The sequence below is a fragment of the Arthrobacter sp. ZGTC412 genome, assembly GCF_002929215.1.
Classification (GTDB): domain Bacteria; phylum Actinomycetota; class Actinomycetes; order Actinomycetales; family Micrococcaceae; genus Arthrobacter.
In genome coordinates this window covers 357,948-375,125 of record NZ_PJII01000003.1, presented here as the reverse complement: position 1 = coordinate 375,125, position 17,178 = coordinate 357,948, and the positions used below count along the sequence as shown (strand labels likewise).

Below are 17,178 nucleotides of genomic sequence, written 5' to 3'. Positions count from 1 at the left end.
CCGGTGAGGGTGGTGGCGGGCAGGATGTCCGCGGCGAGGGCCAGCCGGCGGTGGGCTTCGCTTTTGCCGATCCGCAGCCGCTGGCGGAGGAACTCGGCGGTGTTGGCGCACCCGTCGTCCGCCGGGGACGTGACAACCCGATCCTGCCCCACCGTCCCGGTCCTGGTCCCGACGGCACGGGCCACTGAACCGCTGGTGATTGAAGCGCTGACCCCGGTGCCGCTGACCCCCGAACTACTGGTCGCTGTGTTGCTGGCGGTTGAACCAGTTGCCGCTGAGCCTTCGGGCCAGGCGGTGTCTGTTTCGTGCAGGGTTTCGACGCCGTTGTCCCAGCCGGTGACCCAGCCCTTGCCCGTCCGGGAGCGGCTGGCCCGTGCGGCGTCTGCGGCGGCAATGGCCTGTGTTCTGGTGCGGTCCACAGTCCCGGCACCGAGGACCTGCAGGTACTCCACGCTCCGGGAGAGCTCCTCTACCTGCCCGGCGAAATTAGCGGCTTCAACATAGTCAGCCGCAGCAAGGGCCGCAGGTGCAGCAGCGGCGGTAGCGGCCAGGAGCCGGCCAACCTCCACCAAGCTAAGCGACTCAGCAACGTGAGCCGCCGCGGGGACCGAGGCGAGGGGCGCGACTTCACCCGGCGCAGCTTCCCTAGCTTCGGGCCCAGCTTCATCCGGCGCGACTTCGTCCGGCCCAGCATCATGAGGGCCAGGATGGCCGGGAACGATCCGAAGGTGACCGGTAAGACTCAGGCGAGAGCCGCCGTCGTACGCTCCAGGGCCACGGGCGGAACTGGTTCCAGCCCGCGTAAGCACGGCGGTAGAACCGCCGGACTCCGCAAGCTGATCCCCAATGGCTTCCATAGGACAACTTTGCCAAAGACCACTGACAAAAGTGCTTGCAAAAGTTGCTATGTGGATAACCGGGCCACGCCAGGTGGCACTGTAGGCGGAAACGCCGCTGGCCGCCGCGTCCCCCAAGGATCGCGACGGCCAGCAAAACCATCCAGTTGTAGCACATCAGCGCTGCAGCCCCTTGTCACAAGGACTCCCGCGCATAATGGGCGGGTCCCTTACTACGCCTTGGACTCCGGTTCGCCGCTGGACGTGTCCAGGTGGAGCGTCTCGGGGTGGGTGCTGTGCGCAGGGATGTGACCACCGTCGAGGCCCGATACGCCAGTGGTAGCAGCGCCCGCAGTCCCGGCGGTAGTTCCACCAGTGCCGCCGGAGGCACCCGCTGTAGTGGCGTCGCCGGACGTTGAGGACTTGCTGTCCCCGGACGAACTGTCACGGTGCATTGCGGAGCCGATGACGGTGCCTGCGCGGCGGGCCGCCTCGGTCAGTTGATCTGCAACTTCGGGGGCCTTTTCCTTAATGGCCTCCGTAGCCACCGACACCTTGTCCTGGACAGGCTTGCTGTCCCAGATGCCGGCAGCGCGTGCCTTGAGTTTGTCGTAGGCTGCCCGGCCGGACCGCGATCCGAGAACATACCCGGTGGCGATTCCGATGCCCAAAAGAAGTTTGTTTTTCATGATGAACTCCTGCTCCGTGAGAAGGTTTCAGTTCCGGCCAGAGAGGCCGGGAGATAGGAAAACCGGCCCGGGGATGTAGTCCCCAGGCCGGTTTCCCTGGCTGGCGTGCTAGTTAGCGACGCGCGCCGCGCTTGGTGATCATGCCGTACACCAGCAGCACGATAAGTGCGCCGCCGATGGCCAGCAGCCACGTCTGCAGGGAGAAGAACTCCTGCAGTCCGGTGCCGAAGAGCATACCGCCAATCCAGCCGCCGAGGAGTGCTCCAACGACGCCCAGGACCAGGGTGATGATCCAGCCGCCACCCTGGTGGCCCGGGAGGATCGCCTTAGCGATCGCACCAGCAATAAGTCCGAGAATTAGAAATGCAATGAATCCCATTTTTTGTTCCTCTTCCTAAGTAAAGGAGGCCTCCGGATCCCGGGGGCACTTCATCCTTCTGCCTCAATAGTAATCATGCTTACTATTGATTTGCCAACCCCGTTTCTAACGAAAACCGCATTTCAGGGATGATTCAGTGGCCTGTGACGTCCGAATCGTTGCCCGCGTTAGGTCCCTCATCGAGGATGGCCAATTCCGCTAGATCCTGCGGGTCCAGGGTGAAATCAAAGATGTCCAGGTTTTCCCGCATTCGCTCCGGATTGGACGTTTTCGGAATCGTTACAATTCCGTTCTGGACGAGCCACCGAAGGGCCAGTTGACCGGGCGTTTTGCCATACTTTTCCCCCAGCTGGGACAGGATTGGGGCGCTCAAAAGACCAGCCCCATCTCCTCCCAGCGGGCTGTAGGACTGGGTCACAATCCCATGCCGGTCATGAAACTCCCGTTCAGCAGTGCGTGTGATGGCAGGGCTCAGCTGGATCTGGTTCACCGCCGGCACCACGTTCGTCTCCGCCATCAGCCGCTCCAGGTGGGCGGGCTTGAAGTTGGAAACACCGATGGAACGGACCTTGCCCTCCGCCTGCAGGCGTTCGAAGGTCTTCCATGTGGAGACATACTCATCACGCTGGGGCAGCGGCCAATGGACCAGGAACAGGTCCACGTAATCCAGTCCCAACCGCTTTAGCGACCCCTCCAGCCCTTCAACTGCACGGTCGTTGCCCTGGAACTGGCCATCAACCTTGGTGGTGATGAACACCTCGTCCCGGTCAACACCGCTGGCCCGGAGACCGTTGCCCACGCCCTGTTCGTTGCCGTACTTCACGGCAGTATCGATGTGCCGGTACCCGGCTTCCAGGGCTTGTACGACGGCGGTCGCCGCCTGATCGTCGTCCAGCGGCCAGGTGCCGAGACCCACCTGCGGGACGGAGTAGCCGTCATTGAGTTTGATCAGCGGTGCAAGTGTCATTGCAACAGTCTCTCCCTTATGCTTCGGCCGTCCTAGCCCTCAAATGACCGCAGGATGTTTTCGGCGTTGTAGGTCAGGGCAACGCGGGCTGTGTCCGATACCTTGTCCGGGCCCTTCTGCTGGCCCAGGAACGTCACGAAGCGCTGCAGTGCCTGCCCGGCCTTGGCGGCGTCGCCGTCCTCAACCGCCTTCGCAGCCTGCTGGATGCTGGCCGTCAGCTGGCTGCCTACAGGCCCTGCCACGTCCCCTGATTCGGCCAGGTCTTCCAGCACATGCTGCAGCGCCTTCACGCTGCCCGGAAGCCAAGCAGCGCGCAGTGGCACATTGGCGAAGTCCATGTCGGAGGCGAGGTAGAAGTCCGTGTAGGCCGGTTGGTTGTAGGCCGTGTTCTGGCGTGCAACTTCCGCACGGTACTGGGGGTCGTGCATTAGGGTGTAGAGCTTGTGGTTGGTCACTTCGGTGCTGAGGAACATCCGCAGGGCCGAGCTGTCCGCGGTCCTCACCAGCAGTTCCTCGCGCCAGTCACCCACTACGTCCGCCACGAGGCTGGGGTTGCCCTTGGTGCCGTTGTTGGTGCGGGTATCAGTGGCGGTGAGGAGGCGGCCGCGCTTCCAGTCGTCGATGGTGGGCGTCTGGTCCGCGGAACCGTTGACGAGCTGCGTGGTCATGTCCGCGGCCCACCTGATGCTCATGTTGGTGCCCGGGGCTTTGGAGGGGGACAGCTTCTCGCCGTTGGCCGATTGCATGCCGATGGCCCAGTTCTCAATGCCGGGAACGGCAGGATCAACGTCGCCGATCATGCCACGGCCCGTGTCCTTGCCGGAGTAGGCGCCGAAAAGTGACTCACCGGTACCGGCGTCGCGCATCGCGTAGCCGTAAGGCGCATAGGCGCCGCCTTCGTGCACGCTGAAGATTTCCTTGCCCGGACGTGCGGGATCAATATCGGTAACGTGCATAGCGTCGCCGTGGCCCAGGCGGGCCTCCTCGCCGGGCGTGGCACTGCCGGCCGGCATGGTGTCGAAGGAGCTGTAGAGCAGCGACCCGTCGTCATCGATGGTGGCGGAACCGTAAACAACCTCCTGCTTGCCGTCACCGTCCACGTCCGAGGCGCTGAGGGAGTGGAAGCCCTGCGTGGTGAGCGTTCCGAACTCAGGGTCGGTGCCGTTCCGGCCGTGCGGGCCGTCGTTGAACGGGTTGGTCATGGGCGTCCAGCCGGAGTCGACGTTCCACACGGGGGAGAGGTTGGATCCGTCCCAGGTGTAGGCAGCCAGCGTGCTGCGGGTGTAGTAGCCGCGGGCGAACACAGCTGCCGGCTTCTTGCCGTCCAGGTATGCGACGCCGGCGAGGAACCGGTCCACGCGGTTGCCCGGTTCAATGCGGGCCATGGCGTAATCGCCCCACATGAGGCCGTCGTCGTGCCTTCCGGGCTCGTAGGCAACTGTCTTCAGTTCCTTGCCTGAAGCGCCCTCGAAGACGGTGAGGTACTCGGGGCCGGAGACAATGAAGCCCTCGAAAGCGCGCAGCATGTTCCGTGCGCTGCGGGACGGGGCGTAGACGTCCATGAAGTAGTCGGTCATAGCTTCGGCGTCGGTTTGGGACAGCGGGTACTGGTACTTCGGCGCGATTCCGAACGCTTCTTCCAGCGTGGCGGGCCAGTTGCCGGCCTTCACTTCAGGGTGCTCGGTCCAGCGCTGGAACGTCTTCACCATGTGCTGGTAGTAGTCGGCAGCGCTCATCCGGTAGTCGTCGGAGTTTGAGTAGCCGGCCTGGATGTCCGACGGCAGCAGGGAGATGAAGCCCTCAGAGGCGACACTGCCGTCGGCGTTGAAGTTGGTGCTCTTGGTTCCCGGCGCCGTCTTCATCATCATCTCCGCGCGGCCGTCGCCGTCGAAGTCGTTGACCAGGAGCTGGGTGTAGTGGGCGCCCGAGCGGATGTTCACGCCGAGGTCGATGCGGTGGAGCAGTGTGCCATCTGCCTTGTACGTGTCAACGTAGGTGTTGCCCGTGTAGCCCACCTGGGAGACGTCCTTGGAGTTGTTTGGGTCCCATTTGACGATGAACTCGTACTGGCCATCACCATCCACGTCGCCGATGGAGGCATCGTTCGCGGCGTAGGTGTAGGCCTGGCCCGTGGGGGTCACGCCGTCGGCCGGCTTCTTGAGCGGGATGTCCTTGAAGTTGCCGCCCCAGGACGTGGCGCTTGCGCTGCGGTCCAGTTCCACGCCGCCGACGACGGCCCGCACCTGGTATTCAGACGCTGCGGTTCCAGCGGTGTCCTGGTAGTTTGTGCTGTCCGTGACCGTTGCCAGTTTCTGGCCGTCCCGGTAGACGTTGAAGTCCGTGCCGGTCAGGCCGGTGGCCGAGGAGCCGGTTGCTTCGGGGCCGAGCAGGCGCCAACTGAGGAACACCCCTTCCAACGTCTTGGCGGCAACGAGGCCGCGGTCGAGGTGGTCCAGCTGGACGCCTGGGGCGCCGGGCTTGGGGGATCGTTCGACGGCGGACGCCGGGGCGGAGAGGCAGCCGAGGGCGAGGGCAATACCCAGTGTGCCTGCCGAGAGTAGGCGGGCGGAGTGTTTGCTCGGATTCATCGGTGAATCCTTTCAATTTGAGGACGGGAAAACGCTTCCCCAGTAACTTAGTGGTGGGGGTGGGGGTAAACAAGCCTTGCGGCGCTCTAGGAAAGAGGGTATTTAGAACGTTGTAGATTTTGGCGGCAGCTGCGGCCGGACGTGCGGCGATGAAGCGTGGCAGGCACGCCGCGGAGCACGGGTTGGTCCGCTCGCGGCGTGCCAACCCGGTCAGGCTCCGCGGCGGGCCCATCCGATCAACTGGTCACTCAGGTCCATAAACTGCTGGTTGACCACCTGCAGCCCGGGATTGGCGTCGTACCAGTTCACGATCTCCCTGGCTCCGTCGGCAAAGGGGATTGTGGCGCAGTAGTTCGGCACCAGGGACTTGATCTTAGTGTTGTCGAAAACCACCGAGTGTGAGCGGTCGCCCAAAAGGTTGGGCCCAAGTTCGTCACTGTGGGCCGCGATGGTTTCCGAAGCCACGTGCACCAACTCCGGCTCGGGCACACCGGCTGCCCGGGAAAACAGCTGGTAGATCTGGTTCCAGGGCAGGTACTCGTCAGAAGTGATGGTGTAACTTTCACCCACGGCCTGTGGCCGGCCAAGAAGCCCCACAAAAGCCTTGGCGAAGTCCTTGCTGTGCGTGAGTGTCCAGAGGGACGTGCCGTCGCCGTGCACCATGACCGGCAGCCCGGCGCGCATCCGGTGGATGTCTGTCCAGCCGCCCACCATGGCGATCTTGGTGCGGTCGTAGGTATGGGAAGGACGCACCACGGTGAGGGGGAAGTCCTGCTCCCGATAGGCCTCGTAAAACAGTTCCTCGCAGGCAATCTTGTCCCGCGAGTACTGCCAGAACGGGTTCTTCAGCGGTGTGGACTCACGGATGGGCAGCCGGGTGGGTGGCTTCTGGTACGCGGAGGCGGAGCTGATGAAGACGTACTGCCCGGTGCGGCCCGCGAACAGATCGAGGCTTGCCTTGGCCTGGTCGGGCTTGTAGGTGATGAAGTCCGCGACGGCGTCGAACTCGCGCCCTGCCAGCGCTTCCTGGACAGCGGAGACGTCCCAGACGTCAGCGTGCAAGGTCTCCACCCCTTCCGGGACCGGCCGCGTGGACCGGCCCCGGTTGAGGATTGTCAGCCGGTGACCCAGCGCGACGGCGCGTTGTGCCGCCGTCGCGCTGATAACCCCGGTGCCGCCGACGAAAAGAATGCTCCTCGGCGCCACCGTTTCGGCCCCATGTACGGGTGGGTTTACCACGCGTAGTCTTCCGGCGCCGTCCGGTGCCCGGGGAAGATGTCGTCGAGCCGCTTGAGCGCATCGGCATCGAGCGTGACGTCCGAAGCCCGGATGGCGGCGTCGAGCTGTTCCTGGGTCCGCGGCCCCACGATAGGTGCCGTGACGGCGGGCTGGTGCAGCAGCCAGGCGAGGGCAATGTCGCCGGGCTCCTTGCCCAGGTCCTCGGCAAAGTCCTCGTACTGCTGGATCTGGTCATGGTGCTTCTTCAGGGTCTCGGCAGCCCGGCCCTCAGTCCGCCGGACGCCCTGCCGCTCCTTCTTCAGCACGCCGCCCAGGAGTCCGCCCTGCAGTGGGGACCACGGGATGAGCCCCAGCCCGTACTGCTGGGCCGCGGGAATCACTTCCAGCTCCACTTGGCGCGTGAACAGGTTGTAGATGGACTGCTCGCTGACCAGGCCGGTGTAGTTGCGCCTCCGGGCAGCCTCCTGCGCCTGGGCAATGTGCCAGCCGGCGAAGTTGCTGCTGCCCGAGTACAGGATCTTGCCCTGCTGGACCGCCACCTCGATGGCCTGCCAAATTTCGTCCCACGGGGTGTTCCGGTCAATGTGGTGGAACTGGTAGATATCGATGTAGTCCGTCTGCAGGCGCTTCAGGCTCGCGTCCAGTGCGCGGCGGATGTTCAGCGCTGACAGCTTTGACTCATTGGGGCGGTCCGTCATGGTTCCGTAGAGCTTGGTGGCCAGTACCGTGCGCTCGCGGCGCTCGCCGCCCTTGGCAAACCAGCGGCCGATGATTTCCTCGGTCCAGCCGCGGTGGCCGGCTCCGCCGTAGACGTTGGCGGTATCGAAGAAGTTGATGCCCTGGTCAAGTGCGGAGTCCATGATGCTGTGGGCTTCGGTTTCCTCCGTCTGGGGACCGAAGTTCATGGTGCCCAGGCAGAGCCGGGAGACTTTCAGGCCGGAGCGGCCCAGTTGGGTGTACTGCATTGTGAAGTCCTTTAGTTTGGTTTTCTACAGCTGCGTGAAGGTTGCGACGGCGGGATCCGACCCGAGGCGCGCCCCGGACTCGAGTGCCGTGATGGCTGAAATCTCGTCGTCGGAAAGGGTGAGGGCTGAAGCGGCGAAGTTTTCCCGGATCCGCGCAGCCTGGCTGGACTTGGGGATAACGATGTTTCCCGCCGCCAGGTGCCAGGCGAGCACCACCTGGGCAGTGGTGGCGTTGTGGGTGTTGGCGATGCTGGTTACTGCATTTCCGTTCAGGTCCGCGCCCCGGCCCAGCGGGCTGTAGGCCTCCACTGCGATGCCCAGGTTCCGGCATTTGTCTGCCAGTTCCGCCTGCTGGTAGCTGGGGTGCAGCTCGACCTGGTTCACGGCCGGGACGATCTCAGCGGATTCCAGGAGCTCATCCAAGTGCTCGGCGAGGAAGTTGGAGACGCCGATCGCGCGGATCTGGTTGTTCTCGTACAGCCGCTCCATCTCCTTCCAGGCCTGCACGTACAGGCCCTGCGACGGGACCGGCCAGTGGATGAGATAGAGATCCACGTAATCCAGGCCAAGTGCTTTGCGGCTGTTCTGGAATGCTTCCTGGGCCCGGTCCTGCTCGCCGTTGCGGAGCTTCGTGGTGACGAAGATATCCTTACGCGGGATGCCGGTGGCCGCGATTGCGGCCCCCACGCCGGCCTCGTTGCGGTAGGCGGCGGCGGTGTCAATGTGGCGGTATCCGGCCTCGAAGGCTTCCTCCACAGTCCGCTGGGTGTCTTCCGGCGGTACCTGGAAAACACCAAAACCAAGCTGGGGAATGGTGACGCCGTTATTGAGTGTCAGCTCTGACATGGGAAGGCTCCTCAAAAGGTGCGGGTAGGGGTGCCGTGGGCTCGACCGTGAGAAAGCGGTTTCCGCCGGCTCGATATTGAGCCTATGCATTTTTGGCCGGTCTGTCAGTAAGCAAGGCTGATCTTATTTTTCCTAGGACTCCCAGTCCTACCTTGGTTGCAGAACCGCATGGACAGCGCAGGTCACAATGGTCTGCATGGGTCAAAGCGCCGAGTTCGGAAAATTCCTCAAAGCCATGCGGTCCCGGCTCAGTCCTGAAGATGCCGGCGCCGGTCCCGCCACCGGTGCCCGCAGGGTGCCCGGCCTTCGGCGCGAGGAGGTGGCAAGGCTGGCGGGGGTCAGCACGGATTACTACGTCCGGCTGGAACAGGGCAGGAACATCCACCCCTCGCGCACAGTGCTGGACGCGGTGTCCCGGGCGCTCCGCCTCAGCAGCAGCGAGCACGCCCACATGACGGATCTTTTGGAGCACTGTGCCGCCTCCCCCCGCTCGGCCGGGCAAGCCGTACAGGGCGTCCGCCCGGCATTGCGCCACCTCCTCGAGGCAGTGGGCGATGTTCCGGCCATGGTGCTCGGCCGCCGCAGCGACGTCCTCGCCGGGAACCGCTTGGCGTTCCTGCTCTTCACGGATTTCCCGGCGCTTCCAGTGGCGGAAAGGAACCTCACCCGGTGGCTCATCCTCGACCCGGCAGCCCGGGAGCTGTTCCGGGACTGGAAGACGGTGGCTGCTGAAGCTGCCGGGGCGCTTCGGCTGGATGTCGGCCGGCACCCGAACGACGCGCAGGCCAACCAGCTGGTGGGTGAACTGGCGGTCAACAGTGAGCACTTCCGTCAGTGGTGGGCGGGGCACCGGGTGGCAACCCGGTCGGCGGGAACTGTCCGCCTGCACCACCCCACCATCGGGGACCTGGAACTGAACTTTGAAAACCTTGTCCTCCCGGAGGACCCGGACCAGTCGCTCAGGATCTATTCCGCGCGGCCCGGATCGCCGTCGGCCGATGCCCTTACGTTGCTGGGCAGCCTTGGCGCCGGTCCTGCTGACGTGGCCCACCCGGAGCAGCCGCGCAATGCCGCGGCAGACGCCCCGGCCGCAGCTGTGACAGAGGGAAAGGACTAGCAGCGAGCCAACTACGGCTACGGCTGTACATTTGGCCAGCAGCGGAGGCTGATTCTGGCCACGAGCCCATTGGGAACGTGCACGAGCTTTCCTAGGCTGGAGGAACAAGTTCTCACCCAAGGATGGTCTCAACGATGAAACGCATCGCCCTGCTGAAGGAACGCCAGGCTTCCGCCGCCACCGGCGCGCCCTCTACCGCCACCGGCTCGCATTGCCCGGCTTCCGGCCTCTGGAGCCCCGACCTCGACCCGCACACCGTGCTGTCCTTCTTCGAAGGGCACGTTTTTCCGGCGTTCGACGGCGTTCCCACCGTTTGGCGGCGCCGCACCGCAGGCGCTGTCTCGGCTAATTAGCTCGGGCTAAACCCAAAACTGGCCCGCAGTTAACGTCCTCACAACGAGTCTTCGCGACGTTTACTGCGGGCCAGTTGGGCTTGGATTAGTGTTCTTCCAGCCGGAAACCGAGCTTGATGGTGACCTGCCAGTCAGCGATTTTGCCCTCTTCCAGGTGGCCCCGGATTTCCTTGACCTCAAACCAGTCAAGGTTGCGGAGGGTCTGCGATGCCTTGGCGATTCCGTTCCGGACGGCGTCGTCCACTCCCTGATCCGACGTGCCGACAATTTCAGAAATGCTGTACGTGTGGTTGGACAACTTCGCTCCTCGTGATTGCCTTGGGGCTCCCGGTTGCGGGCCGTTCTTGAAGACTAGTAGCAGTTCAAGAACGTTGGCCAGCCCCTATCCGGATGTTCCGTTCAGAATTGTCACGTTGGAATAGCTGACATTCCTGCCCGTGGTCTTCAGGACATTGCCGTCCTGTGGGGTGTCCGAGGTGACCGTCAGGTCCCTGACAGCGGCGCCATTCGCAGCCACCAGCAGGGTGACGCCCTCGCTGTTGGTTAACACCACATCGGCGGCATTTCCGGTGGCGCCGGCCAAGGTGACGTTGCGCCGGTCGCCCCAGATCACGGCGGGTTCGCGGTACGTACCCGGCTGGACCAGCACGGTGACGGGGCCGGGGTTGTGGCTGGGAATCGCCCCCACGGCTGCCCGAATGCTGGTGAAGTCACCGCTGCCGTCCAGAGCCACCATGATGACTTGCCGCGATGCGGCTTCCGTGCCGCCCAAAGGGCCGCCGAAGGCCCGGACAAGTGCGGGTACCGCCGCCGTTGGTGTCAGTTCGTAGTTGTACGCTGCGGCGGGATTGAAGGACTGCCCCCGCTCCTGTCCGGTGTTGCCGGTGCACTGCTCGAAGATATTGTCCCTGGCCACGAGGTCACCGCCAGGTCCCTGGTGGTGCAACGGGTTCCGGACGTCCCTGAAGTAGTTGCCCTCCACCACCAGCAGGGCGGCGTTCCGCCCCAGCATCCCGTAGCTGGAAATGTTCTCCAAGTAGTTGTTGTAGACGTGCGACGCCGCGGTGTTGTCCAGGCTCGCGTTGCGCTGGTGGGTGTTCCGGATCCAGTTGTGGTGCATCGTGAGGCGGGTGACCACATTCGAGGTCCAGCCTTCGCCCAGTGCCTTGTTATGGTCCGAAAAAACATTCCAGGACAGGGTGACGTTGTCGCAGTCCTTGCGGATGTCCACCAGTCCGTCACCGAGCCGGGTGAAGTGCATGTGGTCCACCCAGACGTGGGTGCAGGTGTCCATCTGGATCCCGTCCCTGTCGTTGTCCGGGCGCTTCCCTTCGAAATCGCCCGGGATGTAGGAGTCCCGGACGGCAAAGTTGCGGAACACCACGTTGGAGACGTTGATCAGTTTGAACCCCGCGTTGACCACCGCGGCTCCTTCGCCTGCTCCGAGGAAGGACTTGTTGGCGGTGACCGTCAGCTTCTCGTACTGCGGAAACACCAGTTCGCCGTGCAGGACCACTACCAGCGGTTCGGTGCTCTTGGCGAAGGCGCGGAGCTGGTCCGGGGTGCTGGCGTGGACAAGTTTGCCGCCTGCCCCGCCCGCGGTGCCGGTGCGGCCGTGGGCTGCGACGCCGGCGAAGCCTGTAGGCGCGTCAGTCCACACATCACCGCCCAAGGCGCGGCCCACCGGCAAGCCGGCTTCGGCAAAGCCGTTGGAGCCGACGGCGGCATCCAGTCCCACAGGGCCGGCCGCCGTCGCTGCCGGGGCAAGCAGGCATGACGCCGCCAGGCCGCTTACCGTCAAACCGGCTGCCAGGAGGGTCCGCCGTCGGATGTTCATTTCAGGTGCCGGCGCCACCTCAGCCACGTCCCGCCGGGGTCCAGTCACCAAGGAAAGCTTCCTTGGTGAACTTGGTGGCCTCTTCCGGGGAAAGCTGGGGATGGAACTCATTGACGTATGCCCCGGGTCCGCTGTTGTTGTATTCGCCAAACCGGCCCTCGGCCCAGGAATGGCCACTCATGTCTGCCCACCCGCGGATCGCGATGTGGCTGCCCAGGACCGAGTCCCGAATGACGGCCATGGGGTGTGCGGCCGGATCGCTGCTGGCGAACCAGGGCCGTCCCAGGCTGACAGTGCCCGGCGCGGCGTCGGAGGTCAGGGTGCTGTTGGCAATCAGGATGCCGTACGGGTTGGAATTCTTGGTGCTCGGGGCCACGATGTAGCCGTTGTTGGTGTCACTGCCGCGGCTCAGAGAGTGGATGGTGCAGCCGTCCAGGACCGCGGTGCCACGGCCGTAGATGAAGTCCACGTCGCCTTCGATGTAGCAGTTTTTCAGGTAGGTGCGGGCTGTGGCGTCGCGGCCCGTGGTGTCCGCCAGGTAGGTGTCCTGGTTGCCCAGGAAGCGGGTCCCGTCGAACGTCACCTTGTCTGCCACGCTCCGGACCGCGAGCGCCTGGCTTCCTCCGTTCGCGGCCTCGTCGTAGGCGTTCTCCACGGTGAGGTTCCGAACGGTGGTTCCCTCGGCGAGGACGTTGAGGGTGGCGCTTCCGCCCGCGCCCCACGTGCCGCCGAAGAACTTCACGCCATTGGCCGGGAGGTCGTAGCTGATAACGACGTCGGCCGGGTCGGTTGTTGCGCCCTGGATGGTGAGGTTGGGGCGGTCTGCCCAGATGTTCACCGATTCCCGGTAGGTGCCGGGCTTGATGGTGATGGTGCGGGGGAGCGTGCTTCCGCTGGGGATGGAGCCGATGGCCGCCTGCAGGCTGCCGAAGTCCCCGGTGCCGTCCAGGGCGACGGTAATGCTGGTGGTGTTGTTCGGTGCGTTGTTCTCGCGCGGCCCCGCTCCGGCGGCCACAATTTCCGGAACACGTGCGGCGTCGTCCTTCTGGTAGGCGTAGTTTTGTGCTGGGTCAAAGGCGGCACCCACGTTGTCCTTGCGGCCGCGGGTGCCGTTGAAGACGTTGTCCCGGTTGACCACTTGGGTGGCGGGGTCCTTGGCGACGATCGGATCTTGGACAGTGCTGAAGCTGTTGCCCTCGAGGACCACCTTGGCCGCGTTGCGGCCCATCATGCCGTACTGTCCGATGTCCTGCAGGTAGTTGTTGTAGACGTGCGCGGCGGCCGTGTTATCGAGGCTGAAGTTCCGCTGCGTGGTGTTGCGGATCCAGTTGTGGTGGATGGTCATCCTGGTGACGGCGTTGGAGGTCCAGCCGACGCCCAGGGCCTTGTTGTTGTCCGCGAAGACGTTCCAGGAGTAGGTGACCAGGTCCGAGTCCTTGCGGGTGTCGATCAGGCCGTCGCCCATGCGCTGGATCTTCATGTGGTCCACCCACACGTGGTGAGTGGTGTCCAGTTGGATGCCGTCCCTGTCGTTCTCAGGGGTCTTGCCGTCCCAGTCGCCGGGAATGTAGGAGTCCCGGATGGTGAAGTTCCGGAAGATGACATTGGAAACGTTGATGAGCTTGAAGCCGGCGTTCACCACTTCGGCACCTGCGCCCGTGCCGATAAAGCTTTTGTTGGCGGCCACCGGGATCTTGACGTAGTCCGCGGCCGTCACGGTGCCGCGGATGAAGATGACCAGCGGTTCAGCAGCGGCCGCGTACTCCTTGAGCTCCTGGACGGTGGAGGCGGTGACGATCCGGCCGGCCTGGCCACCGGTGGTTCCGGCCAGCCCGTAGCCGGGGAGCGCCGCGAAGCCGTCCGGCGTCTGCTTCCAGATCGCTTCAGGTGTGCTTTCGCCAGCGGGTACCAGGGTGGCGGGCGTGCCGCCGGGCTGCTGGACTGCCCCGAAAGGGGCTGCGGTGGCGGGTACCGCCGTCAGGCTTCCCAACATAACGACGGCGGTGGCCGCGCCGAGTAGACGTCGCAAACTCATACAAAAACTCCTTTGTTTTTGTGCCCGGGCCGCCTCCAGCCCGGGCACGTGCAATCAGGGGATGTTGAGTAGTTGGTGCGTACGGAGAGAGTCGGGCTTTTACTTCAGCCCGGTGCTATTTCAAACCCGTGGTGGCGATGCCGTTGATGAGATATTTCTGGCCGGCAATGAAGAAGCCGATGATCGGGGCGATGGACACTACGGACATGGCGAACATAGGGCCCCACATGCTTTGGCCCTCGGAGTCCATAAAGGCCCGCAGCGCCAGCGGCACGGTGTAAAGGTCCTGGTTCTGGATGTAGAGCAGGGGACCGAAGAACTCGTTCCAGGTGGAGATGAACGTAAAGATGGCGGTGGTGGCCATGGCCGGGACACACAAGGGCATGATCACCCGCAGGAACGTTCTGAAGGGGCCGCAGCCGTCGATCTGGGCGGCGTCGTCAAGTTCCCTGGGCAGTGCCTTCATGAACTGCACCATCAGGAAAATGAAGAACGCGTTGGTGGCCATGAAGTTCGGCACGATCAGCGGCAGGTAGGTATCAAGCCAGCCCAGCTGCGAAAAGATGATGTACTGCGGCACCAGGAGCACGTGGCCGGGCAGCATCAGCGTGCCCAGCATGAGGGCGAAAAAGAGCTTCCGGCCGGTGAACTCCATCCGGGCGAAGGCGTATGCGGCCAGCGCGCAGGAGAAGATGTTCCCAACGATCGAGAAAACGACGACGATCAGGGAGTTGATCAAGTAGACGTGGAAGGGCTGGTTCAACGCCGTCCAGCCCTGTTCGTAGTTGCTGAAATCCCAATTCTCCGGCCACAGGCCCAGCTGGCGGAAGATGTCGTTGCTGGGCTTGAAGGAGCTGGAGATCAGCCACAGCAACGGATACAGCATCACCAGACCCACGAGGCACAGGATCAGGTGGCGGGAGAACCGGGTGCCCGGAGTGCCGGTCAGCGCATCTTCGGGAGCTGTTTCCTTCTTTGGCTTGTTCTTGACTGGTAGTTCGAGGAGAGCCATAGCGGTTGCCTTAATTGTCGTAGAAGACCCAGAACTTGGATGCGATGAAGTTGATGGCCGTGAAAATCGCAATAATCATCAGCAGCAGCCATGCCATGGCGGAGGCGTAACCCATCTCGAATTCGGTGAAGCCCTTTTGGTAGAGGTACAGGTTGTAGAACAGCGTTGAATCCGCCGGGCCGCCCGTCCCTCCGCTCATCACGTAGCCCTGGGTGAAGGTCTGGAAGGACCCGATGAGCTGCATGATGAGGTTGAAGAAAATGATGGGGCTGATCAGCGGCAACGTTATGTTGCGGAACTGTCGCCACCGGGAAGCGCCGTCAATGGAGGCGGCCTCGTAGTACATGGCGGGTACCTGGCGCAGGCCGGCAAGGAAGATCACCATGGGCGAGCCGAACGTCCACACGTTCAGGACGATCAGGGTGCTCAGCGCGAATTCAGGATCTGTGACCCAGGCTGGTCCCTGGATGCCGAACCATCTCAGGAATCCATTGACGATTCCGTCGTTGCCGAAGATGTAGCGCCACAGCATCACGATGGCCACGCTGCCGCCCAGCAGCGACGGCAGGTAATAGACCGACCGGTAGATCGAGAGGCCGCTGAGTCCGCGGTTCAGGACCAATGCCACCAGCAGCGCAATGGCCAGCGAGATCGGCACTGAGACGAAGGTGTAGATGAACGTGACCTTCAGGGACTGCAGGAGCCGCGGGTCCTCGAACATCGACTGGAAGTTCGCCAGGCCTACGAAGTTAGGCTCCGTGAACAGGTTGTAGTCCGTGAATGCCAAGTAGAGGGAGGCGAAGAACGGGATGATGGTGAACAGCATGCCGATGAACCACGGCAGCAGGAAAAGGTAGCCAGAACGCTGGTTGGTGCGGCGGGAGTTGCCCCGCCGGCGCTGTCCCCCGGACTGGGCCGCCGGCGCAGCGGCTGAGCCGTGCGTTTGCTTGGTCAGCACTGACATTCGTCAGGCTCCTATCTGCGTAACTGGATAGCTGAACGTTGGGTGGCTACTTGTTGATTGCTGCATTGCTCTTCTCGAGGAAGCTTTTCGCGGCATCAGCAGGAGTGACCCGGCCGAACTCAACTTCGGTTGCCAGCTGCTTGAGGGTGTCCGCCACAACGCTTGCGCCCTTGGGGTATACGTAGGCGGGGGCCAGCTCGTCTTTTTGAATGTCGGCAACCATCTGCACAAACTTTGTGTCGTCAGCTCCGAGCTTTGGCATGATGGCCTCTGTTACGTCCGGGTTGATTGGCACGCCGCGCTGGGTAAGAGTCTCTGCCGCGCCGTCAACGTCGTTGATCAGGAAGTTCAGCAGCTTGGCGGCTTCCTTCGGGTGCTTCGACTTGGCGGCGATGGACCACAGCATGCTGGGATCGGCGGAGTATCCCCGGCGCTTTTGTGTGGTTTCACCCGGCATGCGCAGCAGGACCACGTTTCCGCCGGCGGCCTCGTTGTATCCCTTGTAATTGTTGATGGGGATGATCTGCGAGGCGACCGTGCCCTTGGCGAGGTACGACTGGGCGGGTGAGCCGCCGATCTGCTCGAAGAAACCTGCGGGCGGGTAGCCACCGGCGGCACGCAAGTCAACGCTGTACTGGAACCAGTCCCGTATGGTTTCCTCGCTGACTCCGAGCTTGTTGTCCTTGGTGTAGAAGTCCTCGCCCCGCTGCCTGGCGAGCAGGATGGGCCCGGTCTCGGTGGCGACGTCGTAGCCGGCGCCGTAAACCTTGCCGCCAGTCTTCTGGGTCACCTCGGCGGCGAATTTTGCGTAGTCTTCCCAGCTCCAGGTCTCGTCGTCGGGAATCGTGACGCCGGCCTGGTCTGTAATTGTTTTGTTGACCACCATGCCGATGAGGTTGACGCCGGTGGCCAGGCCGTAGAGTTTGCCGTCCACCTCGCCCCGGCTCTGGATGGCGGCAGGAACCTTATCGAGGTTGATTTCCGGAAAGGACTTCAGGTCCGCCAGGGTGCCGCGCTCGGCGTACTCAAGCAGGGTCCGGTTGGCCATGTTCAGCACGTCCGGTGGATTGCCGCCGGCAAAGCGGGTGGCCAGCTTGTCGGCGTAGGGACCGCTGTCCTGGTATTCACTCTTGACAGTGATGCCCGGATTCTTCTCCTCGAAGATTTTGATCGCGGCGTCTGTCATTTTGGCCCGGTTGGAATCCCCCCAATAGACGAAGTTCAACTCCACGTTGCCGCCCGCAGAAGGAGTTGAACCCCCTCCGCAGCCGCTCAGTGCCAGGCCCGCAGCCGTCACGGCTGCGCCCAGGACCAGCCTGCGGGAGATGGGGGTGCTGACAGTCTTCATCAT

At 63.5% G+C, this 17,178-nt stretch carries 15 protein-coding genes and 1 pseudogene; 2 read left to right on the top strand and 14 right to left on the bottom strand.

Annotation, left to right across the window (positions count from 1 at the left end; all coding sequences use genetic code 11):
* The 8 genes and pseudogenes from CXQ88_RS06745 to CXQ88_RS06710 all read right to left on the bottom strand — a co-directional run.
* Nucleotides 1–857, bottom strand: a pseudogene (locus CXQ88_RS06745) (HNH endonuclease signature motif containing protein); the annotation flags it as partial.
* A gap of 212 nt (nt 858–1,069) precedes the next feature.
* Nucleotides 1,070–1,525 carry a hypothetical protein gene (locus CXQ88_RS06740; protein ID WP_104043370.1) on the bottom strand — a complete coding sequence of 152 codons (456 nt, stop codon included), beginning with the start codon at nt 1,523–1,525 and terminating at the stop codon, nt 1,070–1,072.
* Between the two features lie 112 nt (nt 1,526–1,637).
* Nucleotides 1,638–1,904, bottom strand: a complete 267-nt coding sequence (locus tag CXQ88_RS06735; protein WP_102977113.1) for a GlsB/YeaQ/YmgE family stress response membrane protein — start codon at nt 1,902–1,904, stop codon at nt 1,638–1,640.
* Nucleotides 1,905–2,037: 133 nt separating this feature from the next.
* Nucleotides 2,038–2,871 (bottom strand): aldo/keto reductase, encoded by an 834-nt coding sequence (locus CXQ88_RS06730; protein ID WP_104043369.1) that lies wholly within the window; start codon nt 2,869–2,871, stop codon nt 2,038–2,040.
* Between the two features lie 32 nt (nt 2,872–2,903).
* Nucleotides 2,904–5,459 carry a rhamnogalacturonan lyase gene (locus tag CXQ88_RS06725; protein ID WP_104043368.1) on the bottom strand — a complete coding sequence of 852 codons (2,556 nt, stop codon included), beginning with the start codon at nt 5,457–5,459 and terminating at the stop codon, nt 2,904–2,906.
* A gap of 210 nt (nt 5,460–5,669) precedes the next feature.
* Entirely contained in the window at nt 5,670–6,698 is a 1,029-nt protein-coding gene (locus CXQ88_RS06720) for an SDR family oxidoreductase (RefSeq protein ID WP_104043367.1), read from the bottom strand.
* Nucleotides 6,692–7,663, bottom strand: coding sequence for an aldo/keto reductase (locus CXQ88_RS06715; RefSeq protein ID WP_104043366.1), 972 nt, complete (start codon nt 7,661–7,663; stop codon nt 6,692–6,694). Before CXQ88_RS06715 ends, CXQ88_RS06720 begins: the two co-directional genes overlap by 7 nt.
* A 24-nt stretch (nt 7,664–7,687) precedes the next feature.
* Nucleotides 7,688–8,509: an aldo/keto reductase gene (locus CXQ88_RS06710; protein WP_104043365.1), complete on the bottom strand. Its 822-nt coding sequence runs from the start codon at nt 8,507–8,509 to the stop codon at nt 7,688–7,690.
* A gap of 196 nt (nt 8,510–8,705) precedes the next feature.
* Here CXQ88_RS06710 and CXQ88_RS06705 point away from each other — a divergent pair, with 196 nt between their 5' ends.
* Both CXQ88_RS06705 and CXQ88_RS06700 read left to right on the top strand, forming a co-directional pair.
* A complete protein-coding gene (locus CXQ88_RS06705; RefSeq protein WP_104043408.1) occupies nt 8,706–9,626 on the top strand; it encodes a helix-turn-helix domain-containing protein in 921 nt (306 codons plus the stop codon).
* A 134-nt stretch (nt 9,627–9,760) separates the two neighbouring features.
* Entirely contained in the window at nt 9,761–9,979 is a 219-nt protein-coding gene (locus CXQ88_RS06700) for a hypothetical protein (protein ID WP_104043364.1), read from the top strand.
* Nucleotides 9,980–10,064: 85 nt separating this feature from the next.
* Here the strand turns inward: CXQ88_RS06700 and CXQ88_RS06695 are convergent, their stop codons facing one another.
* The 6 genes from CXQ88_RS06695 to CXQ88_RS06670 form a co-directional block, all read right to left on the bottom strand.
* A complete protein-coding gene (locus CXQ88_RS06695; RefSeq protein WP_104043363.1) occupies nt 10,065–10,277 on the bottom strand; it encodes a dodecin in 213 nt (70 codons plus the stop codon).
* An 84-nt stretch (nt 10,278–10,361) separates the two neighbouring features.
* Nucleotides 10,362–11,864 carry a pectinesterase family protein gene (locus CXQ88_RS06690; protein ID WP_258061710.1) on the bottom strand — a complete coding sequence of 501 codons (1,503 nt, stop codon included), beginning with the start codon at nt 11,862–11,864 and terminating at the stop codon, nt 10,362–10,364.
* Nucleotides 11,836–13,851 (bottom strand): pectinesterase family protein, encoded by a 2,016-nt coding sequence (locus CXQ88_RS06685; protein ID WP_104043362.1) that lies wholly within the window; start codon nt 13,849–13,851, stop codon nt 11,836–11,838. The genes CXQ88_RS06690 and CXQ88_RS06685 overlap by 29 nt, the downstream gene beginning before the upstream one ends.
* Before the next feature lie 115 nt (nt 13,852–13,966).
* Nucleotides 13,967–14,863 carry a carbohydrate ABC transporter permease gene (locus tag CXQ88_RS06680; protein WP_104043361.1) on the bottom strand — a complete coding sequence of 299 codons (897 nt, stop codon included), beginning with the start codon at nt 14,861–14,863 and terminating at the stop codon, nt 13,967–13,969.
* Nucleotides 14,864–14,873: 10 nt separating this feature from the next.
* Nucleotides 14,874–15,827, bottom strand: coding sequence for a carbohydrate ABC transporter permease (locus tag CXQ88_RS06675; RefSeq protein ID WP_104043360.1), 954 nt, complete (start codon nt 15,825–15,827; stop codon nt 14,874–14,876).
* A 46-nt stretch (nt 15,828–15,873) separates the two neighbouring features.
* Complete coding sequence (locus CXQ88_RS06670; RefSeq protein WP_104043359.1) at nt 15,874–17,178, bottom strand: ABC transporter substrate-binding protein; 1,305 nt, start codon at nt 17,176–17,178, stop codon at nt 15,874–15,876.

Coding starts and splice junctions, on each gene's coding strand:
- CXQ88_RS06735 (WP_102977113.1), bottom strand. CDS start 1,904: ATGGGATTCATTGCATTTCTAATTCTCGGACTTATTGCTGGTGCGATC.
- CXQ88_RS06705 (WP_104043408.1), top strand. CDS start 8,706: ATGGGTCAAAGCGCCGAGTTCGGAAAATTCCTCAAAGCCATGCGGTCC.
- CXQ88_RS06675 (WP_104043360.1), bottom strand. CDS start 15,827: ATGTCAGTGCTGACCAAGCAAACGCACGGCTCAGCCGCTGCGCCGGCG.
- CXQ88_RS06725 (WP_104043368.1), bottom strand. CDS start 5,459: ATGAATCCGAGCAAACACTCCGCCCGCCTACTCTCGGCAGGCACACTG.
- CXQ88_RS06670 (WP_104043359.1), bottom strand. CDS start 17,178: ATGATGAAGACTGTCAGCACCCCCATCTCCCGCAGGCTGGTCCTGGGC.
- CXQ88_RS06685 (WP_104043362.1), bottom strand. CDS start 13,851: ATGAGTTTGCGACGTCTACTCGGCGCGGCCACCGCCGTCGTTATGTTG.
- CXQ88_RS06730 (WP_104043369.1), bottom strand. CDS start 2,871: ATGACACTTGCACCGCTGATCAAACTCAATGACGGCTACTCCGTCCCG.
- CXQ88_RS06710 (WP_104043365.1), bottom strand. CDS start 8,509: ATGTCAGAGCTGACACTCAATAACGGCGTCACCATTCCCCAGCTTGGT.
- CXQ88_RS06680 (WP_104043361.1), bottom strand. CDS start 14,863: ATGGCTCTCCTCGAACTACCAGTCAAGAACAAGCCAAAGAAGGAAACA.
- CXQ88_RS06740 (WP_104043370.1), bottom strand. CDS start 1,525: ATGAAAAACAAACTTCTTTTGGGCATCGGAATCGCCACCGGGTATGTT.
- CXQ88_RS06700 (WP_104043364.1), top strand. CDS start 9,761: ATGAAACGCATCGCCCTGCTGAAGGAACGCCAGGCTTCCGCCGCCACC.
- CXQ88_RS06715 (WP_104043366.1), bottom strand. CDS start 7,663: ATGCAGTACACCCAACTGGGCCGCTCCGGCCTGAAAGTCTCCCGGCTC.